General features: G+C 61.5%; 14 protein-coding genes. 4 read left to right on the top strand and 10 right to left on the bottom strand.

Annotated elements, in window-relative coordinates; genetic code table 11:
- Nucleotides 1–11 precede the first annotated feature (11 nt).
- Genes ACYQ0G_RS10370 through ACYQ0G_RS10360 form a run of 3 tightly spaced genes read right to left on the bottom strand, consistent with a single transcriptional unit; the run spans nt 12 to nt 2,438 of the window.
- Entirely contained in the window at nt 12–566 is a 555-nt protein-coding gene (locus ACYQ0G_RS10370; RefSeq protein ID WP_460102267.1) for a Smr/MutS family protein, read from the bottom strand.
- Nucleotides 563–1,747: a murein transglycosylase A gene (mltA, locus tag ACYQ0G_RS10365; RefSeq protein ID WP_460102264.1), complete on the bottom strand. Its 1,185-nt coding sequence runs from the start codon at nt 1,745–1,747 to the stop codon at nt 563–565. The genes ACYQ0G_RS10370 and mltA overlap by 4 nt, the downstream gene beginning before the upstream one ends.
- A 28-nt stretch (nt 1,748–1,775) precedes the next feature.
- Nucleotides 1,776–2,438, bottom strand: a complete 663-nt coding sequence (locus ACYQ0G_RS10360) for a Tim44/TimA family putative adaptor protein (RefSeq protein WP_460102261.1) — start codon at nt 2,436–2,438, stop codon at nt 1,776–1,778.
- 269 nt (nt 2,439–2,707) lie between these two features.
- On the opposite strand from ACYQ0G_RS10360, the gene secB reads away from it, so the two are divergent.
- The 3 genes from secB to trpS are packed head-to-tail and all read left to right on the top strand — an operon-like array spanning nt 2,708 to nt 5,934.
- Nucleotides 2,708–3,241 carry a protein-export chaperone SecB gene (secB, locus tag ACYQ0G_RS10355; RefSeq protein ID WP_460102260.1) on the top strand — a complete coding sequence of 178 codons (534 nt, stop codon included), beginning with the start codon at nt 2,708–2,710 and terminating at the stop codon, nt 3,239–3,241.
- A 28-nt stretch (nt 3,242–3,269) separates the two neighbouring features.
- On the top strand, nt 3,270–4,913 hold the full coding sequence (murJ, locus tag ACYQ0G_RS10350) for a murein biosynthesis integral membrane protein MurJ (RefSeq protein ID WP_460102258.1): 1,644 nt from the start codon (nt 3,270–3,272) through the stop codon (nt 4,911–4,913).
- Nucleotides 4,914–4,917: 4 nt separating this feature from the next.
- Nucleotides 4,918–5,934: a tryptophan--tRNA ligase gene (trpS, locus tag ACYQ0G_RS10345; RefSeq protein ID WP_460102256.1), complete on the top strand. Its 1,017-nt coding sequence runs from the start codon at nt 4,918–4,920 to the stop codon at nt 5,932–5,934.
- Between the two features lie 66 nt (nt 5,935–6,000).
- Here trpS and ACYQ0G_RS10340 read toward each other — a convergent pair whose 3' ends face one another.
- The 4 genes from ACYQ0G_RS10340 to ACYQ0G_RS10325 form a co-directional block, all read right to left on the bottom strand.
- A complete protein-coding gene (locus ACYQ0G_RS10340) occupies nt 6,001–6,348 on the bottom strand; it encodes a heavy metal-binding domain-containing protein (RefSeq protein ID WP_460102254.1) in 348 nt (115 codons plus the stop codon).
- 53 nt (nt 6,349–6,401) lie between these two features.
- Nucleotides 6,402–7,274, bottom strand: coding sequence for an SDR family oxidoreductase (locus ACYQ0G_RS10335; protein ID WP_460102251.1), 873 nt, complete (start codon nt 7,272–7,274; stop codon nt 6,402–6,404).
- Between the two features lie 71 nt (nt 7,275–7,345).
- Nucleotides 7,346–7,582, bottom strand: a complete 237-nt coding sequence (locus ACYQ0G_RS10330) for a DUF2312 domain-containing protein (RefSeq protein ID WP_006833088.1) — start codon at nt 7,580–7,582, stop codon at nt 7,346–7,348.
- 81 nt (nt 7,583–7,663) lie between these two features.
- A complete protein-coding gene (locus tag ACYQ0G_RS10325) occupies nt 7,664–7,975 on the bottom strand; it encodes a DUF1244 domain-containing protein (RefSeq protein ID WP_460102843.1) in 312 nt (103 codons plus the stop codon).
- 49 nt (nt 7,976–8,024) lie between these two features.
- On the opposite strand from ACYQ0G_RS10325, the gene pyk reads away from it, so the two are divergent.
- Nucleotides 8,025–9,479 (top strand): pyruvate kinase, encoded by a 1,455-nt coding sequence (pyk, locus tag ACYQ0G_RS10320; protein ID WP_460102248.1) that lies wholly within the window; start codon nt 8,025–8,027, stop codon nt 9,477–9,479.
- On the opposite strand, the gene ACYQ0G_RS10315 is transcribed toward pyk, so the two are convergent.
- From ACYQ0G_RS10315 to ACYQ0G_RS10305, 3 genes are all read right to left on the bottom strand, one after another.
- The gene (locus ACYQ0G_RS10315) at nt 9,480–11,189 is read right to left on the bottom strand and encodes a SulP family inorganic anion transporter (RefSeq protein ID WP_460102245.1); all 1,710 of its coding nucleotides are present in this window, start codon (nt 11,187–11,189) and stop codon (nt 9,480–9,482) included.
- A 34-nt stretch (nt 11,190–11,223) separates the two neighbouring features.
- Complete coding sequence (gltX, locus tag ACYQ0G_RS10310; protein ID WP_460102243.1) at nt 11,224–12,582, bottom strand: glutamate--tRNA ligase; 1,359 nt, start codon at nt 12,580–12,582, stop codon at nt 11,224–11,226.
- Nucleotides 12,583–12,648: 66 nt separating this feature from the next.
- Nucleotides 12,649–14,943, bottom strand: coding sequence for a putative bifunctional diguanylate cyclase/phosphodiesterase (locus tag ACYQ0G_RS10305; RefSeq protein ID WP_460102241.1), 2,295 nt, complete (start codon nt 14,941–14,943; stop codon nt 12,649–12,651).
- Nucleotides 14,944–15,058 lie beyond the last annotated feature (115 nt).

The raw sequence follows: 15,058 nt of genomic DNA, 5'->3' as shown, positions 1-15,058 counted from the left end.
TGCGGAGCGTATCAGCGCTCCCGCCTGAGAACGATATAAAGCGCGCCTTCGCCGCCGTGCCGGATATGAGCGCGGCGGACTGCCGCGATGGCCGAGTGATGGCTCGACGCGGCCAGCCAGTCGAGAACTTTGGCGCGAATTGCGCCCCGCTTGTGCCCTCTGTCGGCAGGATCGACCGGGCGCGGCTTGCCCGTCACGAGCAGGATTGTCCGCGCGCCCATCGCACGGGCCTGCGAAACCCCGCTCATCAGACGGTTATAGGCTGCGTCGAGGCCATGACCATGAAGGTCGAGAGTGAAGTCGGGCTGTATCGCACCGGACCGCATCCGTTTGTCCCACCCGGCATCGAGCGTGTTGCGTGTCGCATCGACCTGCTTGGGTGCGGGCTTCGGAGCCGGGCGTACCGGCTTTGCAATCGCCTTGGGCGGTCGAGGTTTCGGCGGGGTGGGCGTGGCCGGAGCAGCAGTGGGCTTTGGAGTTGGTGCTGGATGCAGGGGATTCACCGTCGCGGCGACCTTTTCCCAAGCTTGCGCTTCTTCTGCTGTCAGGCCCCGCGGCGCGGTCATCGCTGGAGGCGCGCGAGCGTTCCCTTGGGTAGCAGCAGATACGCCGTTCCGCGGCCACTCATGCCGCCGGCAATCTCGCTAGCGTCGCCGCCATTGCCCCAGAAAGTGTCGAACCGATTGGCGCCCTTGATCGCGCCGCCGGTATCCTGTGCAATCCATAGCCCATCGGCGACATTGCGATCGAGGTCGAGCCAGACCGGCGCACCGTAGGGAATGAATTTGGGATCAACCGCCACACTGTCGCCGCGCTTGACCGGCACCTCAAGCGAGCCGAGCGGACCATCGGTGTCGAGCGGGCGGAAAAAGATCCAGCTCTTGTTGAGGTTCATGATCTCCGCGCCTTTCTCGGGATGGTCGCGGATGAACTGGACGATGCCCTGCATCGATGTGGCATAGGACGTGCCGTCGCCGATCAGCCCCTCTTCACGCATGATACGGCCGATGCCGACATATTCACGGCCGTTCTGACCGGCATAGCCGATCCGCATGATGCTGCCGTCGGTCATGCGCAACAGGCCGCTGCCCTGGATCTGGAGGAAGAAGAATTCGACCGGATCGGCTGCCCAGGCAATAACCGGCACCTTCCCTTCCAGCGCCCCGTCGACGATCTGCGAGCGCTCGTAATAGCGCACGAACTTTCCGCTTTCGTCATACCTGCCCAAGGGCGCACGACCGGTCCGTTCGCTTTCCGCAATGTCATCGGGCCAGCCGCGGACAAGATCCTCTGGCATGGCATAGATGGGCACATCGTATCCCGGCGCGGGTGTGCGGCTACCAAGAATTTCAGGTTCGAAATAGCCCGTGGCGAAAGCCTTGCCATCGCCAACGATGACCGTTTCGAACTGGTTGCGGAAAAAATCCGCCGCGGGGCCGGACCAGTTTTCCGCGGCTGCGCACGGTGCCTGCCAGTCTAACCGGCGGGTCAACCCGCTCACATCATCGCGAAAGAGGATTTTGCTGCAGGATGCTCGGAATGCTGAAAGCGCAGAGGCCACATCGAAGCTCTGGAACGGCATGGTCTCGATCGCCGGCCCCGGCGAAAGCGTGGCGGCGAGAGCGTTATCGGCAGGGGTCGCAGGCGGAGGTTCGACAGCCCCAGTATCCAGCGGGGGACGTCCGCCGGGAACTGCGGCACATCCCGCTAGGCTGAAGGCTGCGACCAGCCCGGCGAGAAAACGCATTTAACCCTCCGAAGTCGAATAGCGGGCGTCAGCCCTGATCGGTTTCGTCCAGCACCCAGTTCGGGTCACGCGAATCGACATTGCGGCTGAACGTCCAGATGTCACGGCTTTCCACGGCATCGTCGAGCGATCCTGCGACGACATTGCCGTCCTTGTCACGTGTGAGCGAGGCAATATCGGATACGAACAGAACCGAGATGCGCGCCGTACGGCGGTCCAACTCGGCCGAATGGATGGTCGCATCCTCGATGCGGATCAGGCGATTTTCCAGCGTTTCGCCCGCCGCCTGTCGCGCGTCGATCGCGCCGGAGAAGCCGGCATAGACATCGTCGTCGGTCAATTCGCGCAGCGTTTCCTTGTCGCCTTTCCAGAAAGCTTCGAGGATCATGCCATAAGCGGCCTTCGCCCCTTCGAGGAAAGCCAGCAGATCGAAGCGCTGGTCGGCCCTCGCAATGGCGCGGATCGCACTTTCATTCTCGGACGAGGCATTATCCACGCCGCGCAAAGTCACCGGTTCCCTGACTGGCGCAGCGCCGCGATCAAGCGCCGATGGCGCGCCCTTGGCATCCGGCGCATCGAAGCGGCGGTGCACAGGCTCTTCCTCATGCTCGGACCGCTGGCCGAGCACGGAATAGAGGCGCAGGCCCAGGAAGGCTGCAATGGCGGCGAGGATGACGATCTCGGTGATCACAAAAACAAGTCCAATCAGTATACTCTCCTGCCTACGCCTCGTAGCGTCAGCAGTTCCGTCCTACCTGCCCTAGATAGGGTCGAATTACAAACGGGCAATGCCGGCCTGCTGCCCTGATGCACCGCGTTTGCGCCGGATCGTGCCCACTGCGCAGGCTCATTGCTCCCCGCCCGGTCAGGTGCTAGGCGCGCGCCGAACCGGTCGGAGGGCGCATCACGCCATTCTTCCGACTCCGATGATTCGATCTGCAGAAGAAGTGATACGCGAACATGGCCGAAGAAAACGACGTAATGACCGATCTCAACATGGACCCCGCAGCTGGCAGCAACGGTGCGGACAATCGCCCGACGGTCGGCCTGATCAACCAGTACATCAAGGATCTGTCGGTCGAGAATCCGAATGCTCCCGGCAGCTACCAGTGGCAGGAACAGCCCCGGGTTGACGTGCAGGTGAACATCGGCGCTGACCAGAAAAGCGACGAAGTTCACGAAGTCGAACTGAAGGTCACCGTCCGCGCGGATGGCGATCAGGGCAATTTCTACCTCGTCGAACTGGCCTATTGCGGCCTCGTCGGGATGCGCAACATCCCGGACGAACACGCTCATGCGTTTCTGTTTGCCGAAGCGCCGCGCCTGCTCTTCCCCTTCGCCCGCGCGATCATTTCCGATGCGGTACGCGATGCAGGGTTCCCACCGCTACTGCTCGACCCGATGGATTTCGGTACGCTTTATCAGCAACAGCTTCAGGCCCGTGCCGCACAGCAGGGCGGCGAGGACGCGCCTGCCCCCGCTGGCAACGCCTGATCTGCCAGTACAAGGATCAGGCTAGGCCATGAGCCTGCTCAAACATGTCGGCACGATCGGCTCACTGACGATGGTGAGCCGTGTTGCCGGCATGGCGCGCGAGATGATCTTCAGCCGCGTATTGGGCGCCAATGGCGTGACCGATGCGTGGTTCCAGGCGTTCATCATTCCGAACGTCTTTCGCCGCCTGTTCGCGGAAGGCGCTTTTTCGGCGGCCTTCGTACCCATGTTCTCCAAGCGCCTCCACGGCGAGGGGGGCATAGAAGACGCGCGCAGTTTTTCCGACGATGTGCTGAGCATTTTCCTGCCGGTGCTCATCCTGCTTTGCGCGGTGATGATGCTGGCCATGCCGTGGATCATCTGGGCACTGGGGGACCAGGCACGCGATCCGGCGAATTTCGGCATGGAAGTCGATTTTGCGCGCATCATGTTCCCCTACATTTTGCTGGTCAGCCTGGTGACCCTGTTCACTGGCATGCTCAATTCGGTCAGTCGCTTCGCGCCGGGTGCCAGCTTCCCGATCCTGCTGAATGTCACGCTGATCGCAGCCTTGGTGTTTGGTGATTTCGCGATGAACGAATGGGGCTGGACCACGCGGCAGGTCGGATACAGCCAGGCCTGGGCGGTCACGATCGGCGGGGTGATACAGCTCGGCTGGCTTTATTACTGGACCCGGGTCGAGGGCTTCCGCCCCAAGCTGCTGTGGCCGCGGATCACGCCCGAAGTGAAGCGCCTGTCGATCATCGCCCTGCCTGCAGCGATCGGGGGCGGCGCTTACCAGATCAACACGCTCGTCCAGCTTTTCTTCCTCAACCAGCTCGACAGCGGTTCGATCAGCTACATGAACTATGCCGACCGGCTGAACCAGCTGCCGCTGGGGATCATCGGCATCGCCCTGTCGACCGCCATCCTGCCGACTTTGTCGAAATTCGTCGGCGCCAAGAACAGGGAGGGCACCGATCGGGTGCAGTCCGACGCGATCGAACTCTCCATGCTGCTGACCCTGCCTGCGGCAGTGGCGCTGGCGGTATGCGCCGTGCCGTTCACCACGATGCTGTTCCAGGGCGGCGCATTCTCGGTCGAACAGGCACGGCTGACCGGTAATGTGCTGGCAGCCCTGGTCCTCGGCCTGCCCGCCTATGTGCTGGTGAAGGTGCTGGTGCCCAATTTCTACGCTCGTTCGGATACGCGCACGCCGGTATACGCGGCCTTTATCTCGCTCGTCGTCTTCCTCGCGGTCTGTATCTGGAACAATGGGGTGAACCTTGGCGGCCGCAGCGAGTGGCTGGGTTACGCAATCGACCTTCCCCGCCTTCAATTCACGGGGCTGGGTTACGGCGTGGTCGGCATCGGTTTCGCCAGCGTGATCGGGGCATGGATCAATGTGGGCTATCTGTACTGGGTGCTGGTCAGGCGTGGATATTACACGATCCCGCTCGCGCTTGTCGGACGGCTTGCCCGACAGCTGGTCGCCGCAGCCGCCATGGGCGCCGCCTTGTGGTTCGCCCGCGATTTGCTAACCGGCTGGTACTCTGCCGGATTATTCGCACGCGCGGGCGCTCTGGCCGTCCTCGTGCTGTGTTCGGCAGCGGTCTATTTCGGCGTGGCCTTTCTGGTCGGCGCCATCGACAGGCAGCGGATCGTTGCCTTCACCAAGAAGAAAGCTCCATAATTTCATGCGCGTAGTTTCCGGCATCCAGCCCACCGGCAATCTCCACCTCGGCAATTACCTCGGTGCGATCCGCAACTGGGTGCGGATGCAGGACGAGCTGGGGGATGGAGAGCAGTGCCTTTTCTTCCTCGCCGACCTCCACGCCATTTCCATGCCGCACGACCCGGCCGAATTGCACAAGGGCACGCTGGAAATGGCGGCAGCCCTCGTCGCTTGCGGGATCGACCCGGCGAAGAGTGTCTTGTTCAACCAGGCACAGGTTCCGCAGCACGCCGAATTGCAATGGCTGCTCGGCGGCACGGCGCGGATGGGCTGGCTCAACCGCATGACCCAGTGGAAGGACAAGGCGGGCAAGAACCGCGAAGGCCAGTCGGTCGCGCTGTTCACCTATCCCGTGCTGCAGGCCGCAGACGTGCTACTTTACCAGGCGACCCACGTTCCAGTGGGCGAAGACCAGAAGCAGCATCTCGAGCTGGCGCGCGATATCGCGCAGAAGTTCAACAATGACTTCGCGTCGGAAGATGCGCCGGTGTTCACCCTTCCCGAACCCATCGTTCCGCCGCAGGCAGCGCGTATCATGTCCTTGCGCGACGGCATGGCCAAGATGAGCAAGTCCGATCCATCGGAAATGAGCCGGATCAATCTGGCCGACGATGCCGAAACGGTGATGAAGAAGGTCAAGAAAGCCAAGACCGATCCCGAACCACTGCCGAGCGAGGAAGCCGGGCTCGCCGGTCGTCCGGAGGCGCTGAACCTCGTGACGATCTACGCCGCGCTGACCGACGGCAGCGTCGCGAACGTGCTCAAGGATTTTGGCGGCGAAGGCTTCGGCAAATTCAAGCCTGCACTGGGCGAGGTCATGGTGGAAACCCTCCGCCCGATTTCCGAACGTTTCAACGCACTGCTGGAAGACCGCGAGGCACTGGATGCCATCCTTGCCCGCGGCGCCGCGCAAGCGCGTGAAATCGCGGTCCCGACGCTTGAGAAGACCTATGAAGCGTTGGGCCTCGTACGGGGCTGACTTCCCCTTCCTGATGCCCGCAGGGCGGGTTCACGCGCTTGATACCGGGGCTTCGGCCTAGGTGCTTTAGACCTTGACCGCAGTTCCGCTTGCCGAAACCATCAGCATCGAACCGGTGTCACCAATGACTTCGTAGTCCAGATCGACGCCTACGACTGCATTGCCGCCGCGGGTCGCAGCCTCTGCCTGCAGTTCCTCGATAGCCTGCTCGCGCGCATCGCGGAGAATGCGCTCGTAGCTTCCCGAACGCCCGCCGACGATATCGCGGATGTTGGCGAATAGATCGCGAAACAGGTTTGCGCCCACGATCACTTCACCGGTCACGATGCCGAGATAATCCTCGATCGGACGACCTTCGATGGTGGGAGTGGTGGTGACGATGACGCCGCGCGCGTCTTTCCAAGGTCCGGGCATGGAATACTCCAATAGATTACTGTGTTATTCATATACCACGCCCGGACAATCGATCAACCGTTGACGATCATTCCGCCATTGGGATGCAGAACCTGCCCCGACATGTAGGAGCTGTCTTCACATGCAAGGAAGAGAAAGGCAGGCGCGACCTCGTTCGGCTCGCCGGGGCGCCCCATCGGCGTATCCTCACCGAAATCGCCCATATTTTCCGGTGGCTGCCCGCCCATCGGATTAAGCGGTGTCCAGATCGGGCCCGGTGCAACGGCGTTGACGCGGATGCCCTCGCCCACGAGACTTTCCGAAAGTGATCGGGTGAAGGCAGTGATCGCCCCCTTCGTCGCGCTATAATCGAGCAAGATGCTGGCGCCTTGATACATGGTCACGCTGGTGCAGTTCACGATCGCGGCACCCTTCTTGAGGTGCGTGCGGGCAGCTTGCGTCAGATAGAACATCGAAAAAATGTTCGTCTGGAACGTCCGTTGCAGCTGCTCGACCGTGATATCGGTAATGTCTTCGTCGGGGTGCTGTTCGCCTGCGATATTGGCGAGGATATCCAGTCTGCCCCATTTGTCGATCACACGGTCGACCAGCAATTTGCAGCTATCGGGACAGCCTAGATCGCTTTCGTGCAGCAGGGCCTTGCTGCCTTCCCGCTCGATCGCGTCCGCCGTGATCTTGGCGTCTTCGCTCTCTTCGAGATAGGCAATCGCAACCTTTGCGCCTTCGCGTGCGTAAAGGACGGCGGTGGCGCGGCCGATGCCGCTGTCACCGCCCGTCACGATCGCCACCTTGCCCTTCAGCCGGCCCGAACCGGGATAGCGGGGCTGCCATTGGGGCTTGCGCTCAAGATCGGTCTCCGACCCCGGCATGCGGGGTTCTTCGGAGATTTCCTCAACAAATGCGGCCTTCACATTTTCGGTAGTCATGGGTGAAATCCTTTCACCCAACCAACCCAATGGCCGCGCGCGGCGTTCCGTCGTTCCGCCGCAGCTTCGGGTCAACCCATGCCCAGCGCGGCCTTGTAGGTATCCAGGATGGTTTCCTGTTCGCTACGCTCGTCGGGCTTCATCTTACGCAGCTTGATGATCTGCCGCATGATCTTGGTGTCGTATCCGACAGCCTTCGCCTCGGCGTAGACGTCACGGATGTCGTCGGCGATGCCCTTCTTTTCTTCTTCGAGGCGTTCGATGCGCTCGATCAGCAGGCGCAGGCGGTCGTCGGTGGCTTCGGCCATTTTCAGGAATGCTCCAATGAAATGAGAATCGGTTGGCGGGTGCGATAGCTATCGACCCGCGCCGGGTGAAGGCGCTTGTTCCTACTCCACCCTATTTTTCGCGACGCTTTCCTTCATTCTCGCCAATTGTTCGTCCGTTGCCGGGGTCTGCCGCGTGGCCTTCCATTCGTCCTGCGGCATACCGTGGATCAGTTCACGCGCGTCTGCCTTGTCGCCATCGAAGCCTGCATCGATGATCCAGTCGGCGAGACAATTGCGGCAAAAACCCGAAAGTCCCATGAGGTCGATATTCTGCGCATCGTGCCGATGCTGGAGATGGCGCACCAGGCGGCGGAAGGCTGCTGCCGCTACGTCATCGGGAAGTTGGTCGAGTGCGTCTGTATTCGTATCCATCGAAAGCTTGTCCTTGAGTTGCCACACGGCTCTGCCATAGGCGTTATCCATGCAAAAGCTCGATCCGAGAGGCCGCAAGGTCAAGATTCTCGCCACCGTCGGCCCCACCAGCCGGTCTCCCGAAATGCTTACCCGCCTGTTCAAGGCCGGAGTAGACGCCTTTCGCGTCAATATGAGCCATGGCGAACATGCCGATCACGAGCAGACGATCAAGGCGATCCGCCAGATGGAAAAGGATTTCCATCGTCCGATCGCGATCCTTGCCGATCTTCAGGGTCCCAAGCTGCGCGTCGGCAAGTTCAAGGATGGCCAGGCCGTGATCCGCCACTCGGGTCATTTCACGCTCGATCGCAATCCCGAGCCGGGCGATGAAAACCGGGTGGAACTTCCCCATCCCGAACTTTTCGGCCTGCTCGAAAAGGGCCAGCGCCTGCTCATCAACGATGGCAAGATCCGTCTCAAGGTCATCCGCGCCGACGAGAACGAAATCCTGTGTTCCGCCGAAGTCGGCGGGGTAATTTCCGATCGCAAGGGCGTGAACGTGCCCGATGCCGAAGTGCCGATTCCCGCACTGACCGACAAGGATCGCCGGGACCTGGCCTTTGCGATGAACCAGAATGTCGACTGGATCGGCCTCAGCTTCGTCCAGCGCCCAGAAGACCTTGCCGAAGCGCGCAAGCTGATGGGCGGCAAGGGTGCGCTATGCGCCAAGATCGAAAAGCCCATGGCGGTGCGCCGCCTCGACGAGATCATCGAGATGTCGGACGGCATCATGGTGGCCCGCGGCGACCTTGGGGTGGAACTGGAACCGCAGGAAGTCCCGCCGCTCCAGAAGCAGATCGTCAACAAGGCCCGCACCGCCGGCAAGCCGGTAATCGTGGCGACGCAAATGCTCGAAAGCATGATCGAGAGCCCCGCCCCGACCCGGGCCGAAGTCTCCGACGTGGCGAACGCAGTCTACGATGGCGCCGATGCCGTGATGCTGAGCGCGGAAACCGCAGCCGGTGACTGGCCGGAAGAAGCGGTGACCATCATGCACCGCATCGCCAAGCAGGTGGAGCAGGACGAGGCCTATCTTGGCCGGGTCCGCTTCCTCGATACGCCGCCCGATCGCACCACCGCCGATGCTCTGGCGCACGCCTGCATGACCGTGGCTGATACGGTGGCGATCGAGGCCATCACGGTTTTCACCGGCAGCGGATCCACCGCCCGCCGCGTGGCGCGCGAGCGACCCAGCGTGCCCATGCTGGTGCTCACGCCGAGCATGACGACGGCGCGGCGCCTCGGGCTGCTGTGGGGCGCGCATGCAGTCGCCACCAAGGACATCGGCAGTTTCGAAGAGATGATTGCCAAAGGCAAGCGCATGGCCTTGCGTCACGGGCTGGGCAGCGCGGGATCGAAATTGATCGCCCTGGCCGGTGTCCCGTTTGGCACGCCCGGTTCGACCAATCTCATGCATGTTGTTACCGTGGCAGGCGACGAGCTGGAAAAGCACGGCGAGTAATCAGGTCGGGGCGATATCTTCGTCCAGCTGGATTCCACACCCTTCCAGCGCCTGACCCACGGTGCGGTGGAAGCGGCAAACGCTGCTGTCGAGCTTCTCCAGACTTTCCGCTACCGGCTCGTGCACGGCGGCGAAGTGGAGAGCGATTCCCATCGATTTGAGCCGAGTCACCATCCGCCGCAACATGGCCAGGCCGCTTGAATCGATGTCGTTCACGGCGCTCATATCGAGGACGAGGCCCGTCAGACCTTCGTGTTCTGCGAGCCGGTTGAAAACCTCTTCCTCCACATAGGCGGCGTTTGCGAAATAGATCGATCGGTCGATGCGAACCACGAGATTGGGCAGCGTGGTCAGCTCGACCGCGTCGCGCTCGATCGAGCGGAAGCTTGTGCCACCATCATCCGTGCCGATCCGCGTGACGCGAGGTACCGATGAGAACCAGAGGAAGTAGGCGAGCCCCAGAAGTGCCCCGATTGCCAGCCCGATCCTTACGCCGAGCAGCAGCGTGGCCAGGAAGGAAGCCGCCACGATGGCGACCTCAACCCGATCATGGTCCCAAACAGCGCGAATTTCGCGAAGGTTGATCAGGCCGAAAACGGCACTGATCACGAGTGCTGCCAGTGCGGTCTTCGGTAAATAGGCGAGCAGCGGGGCAAGGAAGAACAGCACGGCCACGATGGCCAGAGATGCCACGACAGAGGCGAACGGCGTGCGCCCCCCACTGTCTCCTGCCAGGGCCGAGCGGCTCAGGCTCGCACCCACTGCATAACCGCCCGTAAGCGAAGCGGCGATATTTCCCGCCCCCAGCGCCACCGCCTCCCGGCTCGTATTGAGATTGCTGCGATCTTCTCCGGCAAGCGCCTTTGCCACGGCAGTCGCAGTCACGAAGATGATGATCGCCACGGCCAGCCCACTGGGTAGCAAATTGAACCAGACGGATGGCTCGGCAAAGGAATCGAAGACGTGCGGCAACCCGCCGGATACCGACTCCACAGTCGGCACCTCTGCGGCACAGGTTGCAGCGAGCCAGCCCGCCAGAACGATTACCAAAAGTGGCAGAGATTTCGCCAGCGCCAGTCGAAAGGGCGGCTTGACCCCGATCTTCCAGAGAATGGCGGGCGCATAGCGATGGGCCAACAGTAATGCGATGAGCGCACCTGCGCCGATAACTGCCGTGACAGGCCGAAGCTGCCCTATGCCGCCCCACAGCGCGGACAGTGCGGCGGGAAGATTTCCAGCGCGGGGTACGTCGATCCCGAGCAAAGTCGGCAACTGGCTAGCCGCGATCAAGAAGGCGGCCGCTGCAGTGAAGCCGAGAAGGACCGGCTCGCTGATGAAATTGACCAGCCTGCCGAGGCCGAACGCACCTAGAGCGACGAGAAGAATGCCCGCCTCGATCCCGATGATCGCCGCGCCTGCTTGCGCCTCCAGCGCCGTATTCCCGACAGCTTCGCTGATCACCAGCGACACGAGGGCTACCGGGCCCACCGACACGAAGGGGCTCGTGCCGAAAAAGAAGTAAAGGATTGGCGGCGTCAGTGCGGCGAAGAGACCCATCTGGGGAGGCAGGCCCGCCAGTTGCGCATAGGCCATGGCCTGGGGAACGAGCAGAATGGAGAGAACAAGTCCGGCGATGACATCCTTACCGGCGCTCTGCGCGGTGAACGCTTTTAGCCACCGGGTTGTGGGCACAAGTGCCTCGCCTGCCATGCGCCACAATGCCCCTTCTTGCTAAAAACCTCGCCTATGAACGCGGAGGAGATGCGGAGCGTTCCAGCCGTCTTCTCGCCTCCCCTTCTCCTATCAAGGGGAGAAGCTCTTTCATTTCGGGGCCGTGATCTTTCCCCGTCAGAGCCTGTCGAAGCGGCAGGAACAGGGCTTTCCCCTTGCGACCCGTTGTTTCTTTCAGTTGCGAAGTCAGGTCCTGCCAGGGCGTATCGGACCATGTGAGCGCCGCAGCGGCCTGATCCAGAAAAGCCCTATCCTCGGAACTGAAATCAGGTTCCTCGATCGGCCCGGTGACCAATTGCCACCAGTCGCGAGCTTCCTCCAGATGCGTGATATTGGGTCGCACGGCATGCCACCCCGCCTCGTCCATACCTTCGGGCAAGCGGTCCGCTACCTTGGCAAAATCCGCCTCGTGCAGGATCGCGGCATTGAGGCGATCGAGTTCGCTGTCGTCGAATCGCGCCGGCGCGCGGCCGAACGTGGACAGATCGAAACCCTCGACCAGCACTGCACGATCCGCGATCGCTTCGACCGGCCGCGAGGTTCCGAGGCGGGCCAGCAGAGCGACAATCGCTTCCGGTTCGATATCGCGTTCGCGGAAGGCATCGCAGCCCAACGAGCCAAGTCGTTTCGAGAGCTTACCTTCGCGGCCCACCAGCAACGCCTCATGCGCGAAGCTGGGTATTTTACGGTTCGGATATGCTGCAGCAATAAGTGCGGTAAACATTTGAATTTGAACGGCTGTGTTGGAAACGTGATCTTCGCCGCGAAGTACGTCGGTAACGCCCATATCGAGATCGTCGGCCGCGCTCGGCAGCATATACAGCCAGCTACCATCAGCGCGCCGGATCACCGGGTCCGACAATTGAGCCGGATCGAATTTCTGACTTCCGCGAATGCCGTCTTCCCAGCGGATGGCTTCGTCGTGGTTCAGCTTGAACCGCCAATGCGGGACTATGCCTTCAGCCTCGTTCGCCGCCCGCTCCTCTTCGCTCAGCGAAAGTGCCGACCGGTCATAAACCGGTGGCAGACCGCGTCCCAGCCGTACCTTGCGTTTCAACTCCAGCTCCTGGGCCGTCTCGTAAGCCGGATAAACCCGGCCCGCCACCTTCAGCGCCTCGAATGCCGCTTCGTATTTGTCCAACCTTTGGGACTGGCGCTCTTCAGCATCGGGTTCGATCCCCAGCCATGCAAGGTCCGCGCGGATTGCATCGACATATTCCTCGCGGCTGCGCTGCGCGTCCGTATCATCGATCCGCAGGAGAAAACGGCCGCCCGCCTGCCGCGCCAGCAGCCAATTGTGGAGCGCAGTGCGGATATTCCCGACATGAAGGTTACCGGTAGGGGACGGCGCGAAACGCGTGATCGTAGTCATGGCCGCAGCCGATAGCGCAAGGTATCACATAAGGCGAGCGGTCCTGTATCCGCTCAATGGCGGAATTCAGGGTGCCCGCAGGGCTTCCTGCGTACGTTTACGGGCAGTTGCGAGGATCTTCTGCCGCTTATTCCGGTAATCGAGAAACGCCGCTCCGAGGTAATCGGACAGGCGAGCTTCCACGCCCCCCGCTGGCGAGGCGGCGACTGCCAGACATTCGGCCGCCGAAGGTCTCGCGATAAGAAAGCCCTGCGCCTCATCCGCGCCAAGCTTGCGCAACATATCGAGCTGATCGGGCGCTTCGATCCCTTCGGCGGTTACGGTGACCCCGAACGCATCGGCAAGGCGCGTGATGCTTGAGACGATCGCTTGGCTGCCGATGTCCTGCACGACGTCGGTCACAAAGCTGCGGTCGATCTTGATCCGATCGAACGGAAACCGGCGAAGGTAGCTGAGCGAGGAGAAGCCGGTGCCGAAATCGTCAATCGCGATCTTCACGCCCAGGTCGCGCAGCGCCAAGAGAGTTGCCAGGCTTTTGCCGCCCTCGTCCATGAGGACATGCTCGGTGATTTCCAGCTCTACCCGTTCCGGTGCGATGTTGGTCCGGTCGATCGCTTGGGCGACAGTGCTTACCAGGCCCGGCGTTTTGACTTGAGTGGGAGACAGATTGATCGCGATGCGGAAGTCGCCCGGCATTCGAGCAGCATCGGAAAGAGCCTGATGTATCACCCAATCCCCGAACGACAGGATCAGACCCGTGGCCTCTGCGACCGGCAGAAAATCGCTTGGCGCGACGATTCCGCGCTCCGGGTGACGCCAGCGCAGCAGCGCTTCATATGCCGTGATTGCTCCGGTCTTGAGATCGGCCACTGGCTGATAATCCAGATACATCTGGCCGCGGTTCAATGCTTCGCCCAGATCCATTTCGATCTCTCGCCGCTCGCGGGCCGCCCGGTCGAAGCTCGGGTCGAAAAGTGCCAGATTGTCGCGACCTTTCTTCTTGGCCGCGTGCAGCGCCAGGTCCGCCCGTCGCATGAGTTCTTCGGCGTCGCAGTCCCCATCGAGAGATCGCGCAATTCCCACGCTGGCTGACAAGCGATAACGCTGGCCGTCGATGGTGAACGGGGCGCGCATCACGGAAAGGAAGCGATGCGCACGCTCCAGCAACAAGCCGTCGCCGCATCGGGTATCGATCAGGATAGCGAATTCATCCCCGCCCAGCCGCGCGACAACATCGTCCGCCCGAACCTCGTGCTCGAGCCGTGCCGCGACCTCTCGCAGCAGAGTATCGCCGAGCATATGACCGCGTGCGTCGTTGATGGCTTTAAAATCGTCGAGATCGACATAGAAAAGTGCCGTATCGAATACGGTAGAGGCATCCTCCCTTTCCTTCTCGCGAAGCCGCTCGTTGAAAAGATGGCGATTGGCCAGACCTGTCAGGCTGTCATAATGAGCCATGAAAGCGACACGCTCTTCAACCTCCCGCGCGCCAGTTACGTCTCTCGCCACACCGGCCATACCGTTGCCACCTTCGCGCACGCGCGCGGAAAGCCGCCAATAGCGAAGCTTTGAGTCGATGGTCAGGCTGACCAGCAGATCCCGGAAGGGTTCTCGTTTGGCGATACGTTCAGCAAGAATGTCTTTCCCGCTACCCGATTTGAACAGGTCGAGAAACGACAGCCCTTCCAGCTGGTCACGCTCGATCCCTATCAGTGCAGCAAAGCGCTCGCTTACATCGCGGAGATTGCCGTTCGGTCCGATCATCCAGAGGCTGTCGGAAGACTGCTCTTCGTAATCGTCGAGCAGGACCCGGACCATTGCCTCGCTTTGGCGCCTTCTGAATTCGCTGCGGACAGACTGGCGGAAGCTGCGCTCCTGATTGAGCAGCGTAATAATCAGTACGATGCCGAAAGAAGCGAGCAGCGTCAGCGAAGGCCAGCCATCGAGACCCGCCACCGCAAGAGTCGTCAGGGCCAGTCCGACAGACATGCCGATGATGTGAAAGATTCCGACGCCGGGGCTGCTGCGATAGGCCATCAGGACGCTGCAATAGATCGCCGTTCCAGCGATCCCGAGGAAAGTGATATCAAGGGGATCGGCGATGGTGACCAGATAAGGAAACATGACCATCCAGCACACGCTGGTTGCCCCTTGGGCCGCGACGAGGAGCTTCCAACGCCGATGGAGTGCCTCCCATGGCGCGTTTTTCGGATCGAAGTTACTGGCCAGAAATACCGAGAGCGCCAGCAGGATCACCAATACCGCTGCGAGGATCGGCAGGACCGGTCCATGCGCCTCGTCATAGAAGACATAGGTGATTACGAAAATCGTCACCAGCGAGGGGACCAACAGGATACCCAAGCCTCGTTTGAGGTCACCCAACCTGCGGCGCAAGGCGAACTGCCTGGCGGGTGTAGAAATACGATTCTCGCGCCCGTGCTTCAAAGCGACCCCCTGCTCAGGCTTATAGACCCCG

Source organism: Qipengyuania triglochinis (assembly GCF_054655615.1).
This window is presented reverse-complemented; position numbering and strand designations above follow the sequence as displayed.

What these genes read in the sequence shown, in the direction of transcription:
- ACYQ0G_RS10370 (WP_460102267.1), bottom strand. Translation starts at nt 566, where the DNA reads ATGACCGCGCCGCGGGGCCTGACAGCAGAAGAAGCGCAAGCTTGGGAA.
- mltA (WP_460102264.1), bottom strand. Translation starts at nt 1,747, where the DNA reads ATGCGTTTTCTCGCCGGGCTGGTCGCAGCCTTCAGCCTAGCGGGATGT.
- secB (WP_460102260.1), top strand. Translation starts at nt 2,708, where the DNA reads ATGGCCGAAGAAAACGACGTAATGACCGATCTCAACATGGACCCCGCA.
- murJ (WP_460102258.1), top strand. Translation starts at nt 3,270, where the DNA reads ATGAGCCTGCTCAAACATGTCGGCACGATCGGCTCACTGACGATGGTG.
- trpS (WP_460102256.1), top strand. Translation starts at nt 4,918, where the DNA reads ATGCGCGTAGTTTCCGGCATCCAGCCCACCGGCAATCTCCACCTCGGC.
- ACYQ0G_RS10340 (WP_460102254.1), bottom strand. Translation starts at nt 6,348, where the DNA reads ATGCCCGGACCTTGGAAAGACGCGCGCGGCGTCATCGTCACCACCACT.
- ACYQ0G_RS10335 (WP_460102251.1), bottom strand. Translation starts at nt 7,274, where the DNA reads ATGACTACCGAAAATGTGAAGGCCGCATTTGTTGAGGAAATCTCCGAA.
- ACYQ0G_RS10330 (WP_006833088.1), bottom strand. Translation starts at nt 7,582, where the DNA reads ATGGCCGAAGCCACCGACGACCGCCTGCGCCTGCTGATCGAGCGCATC.
- ACYQ0G_RS10325 (WP_460102843.1), bottom strand. Translation starts at nt 7,975, where the DNA reads ATGGATACGAATACAGACGCACTCGACCAACTTCCCGATGACGTAGCG.
- pyk (WP_460102248.1), top strand. Translation starts at nt 8,025, where the DNA reads ATGCAAAAGCTCGATCCGAGAGGCCGCAAGGTCAAGATTCTCGCCACC.
- ACYQ0G_RS10315 (WP_460102245.1), bottom strand. Translation starts at nt 11,189, where the DNA reads ATGGCAGGCGAGGCACTTGTGCCCACAACCCGGTGGCTAAAAGCGTTC.
- gltX (WP_460102243.1), bottom strand. Translation starts at nt 12,582, where the DNA reads ATGACTACGATCACGCGTTTCGCGCCGTCCCCTACCGGTAACCTTCAT.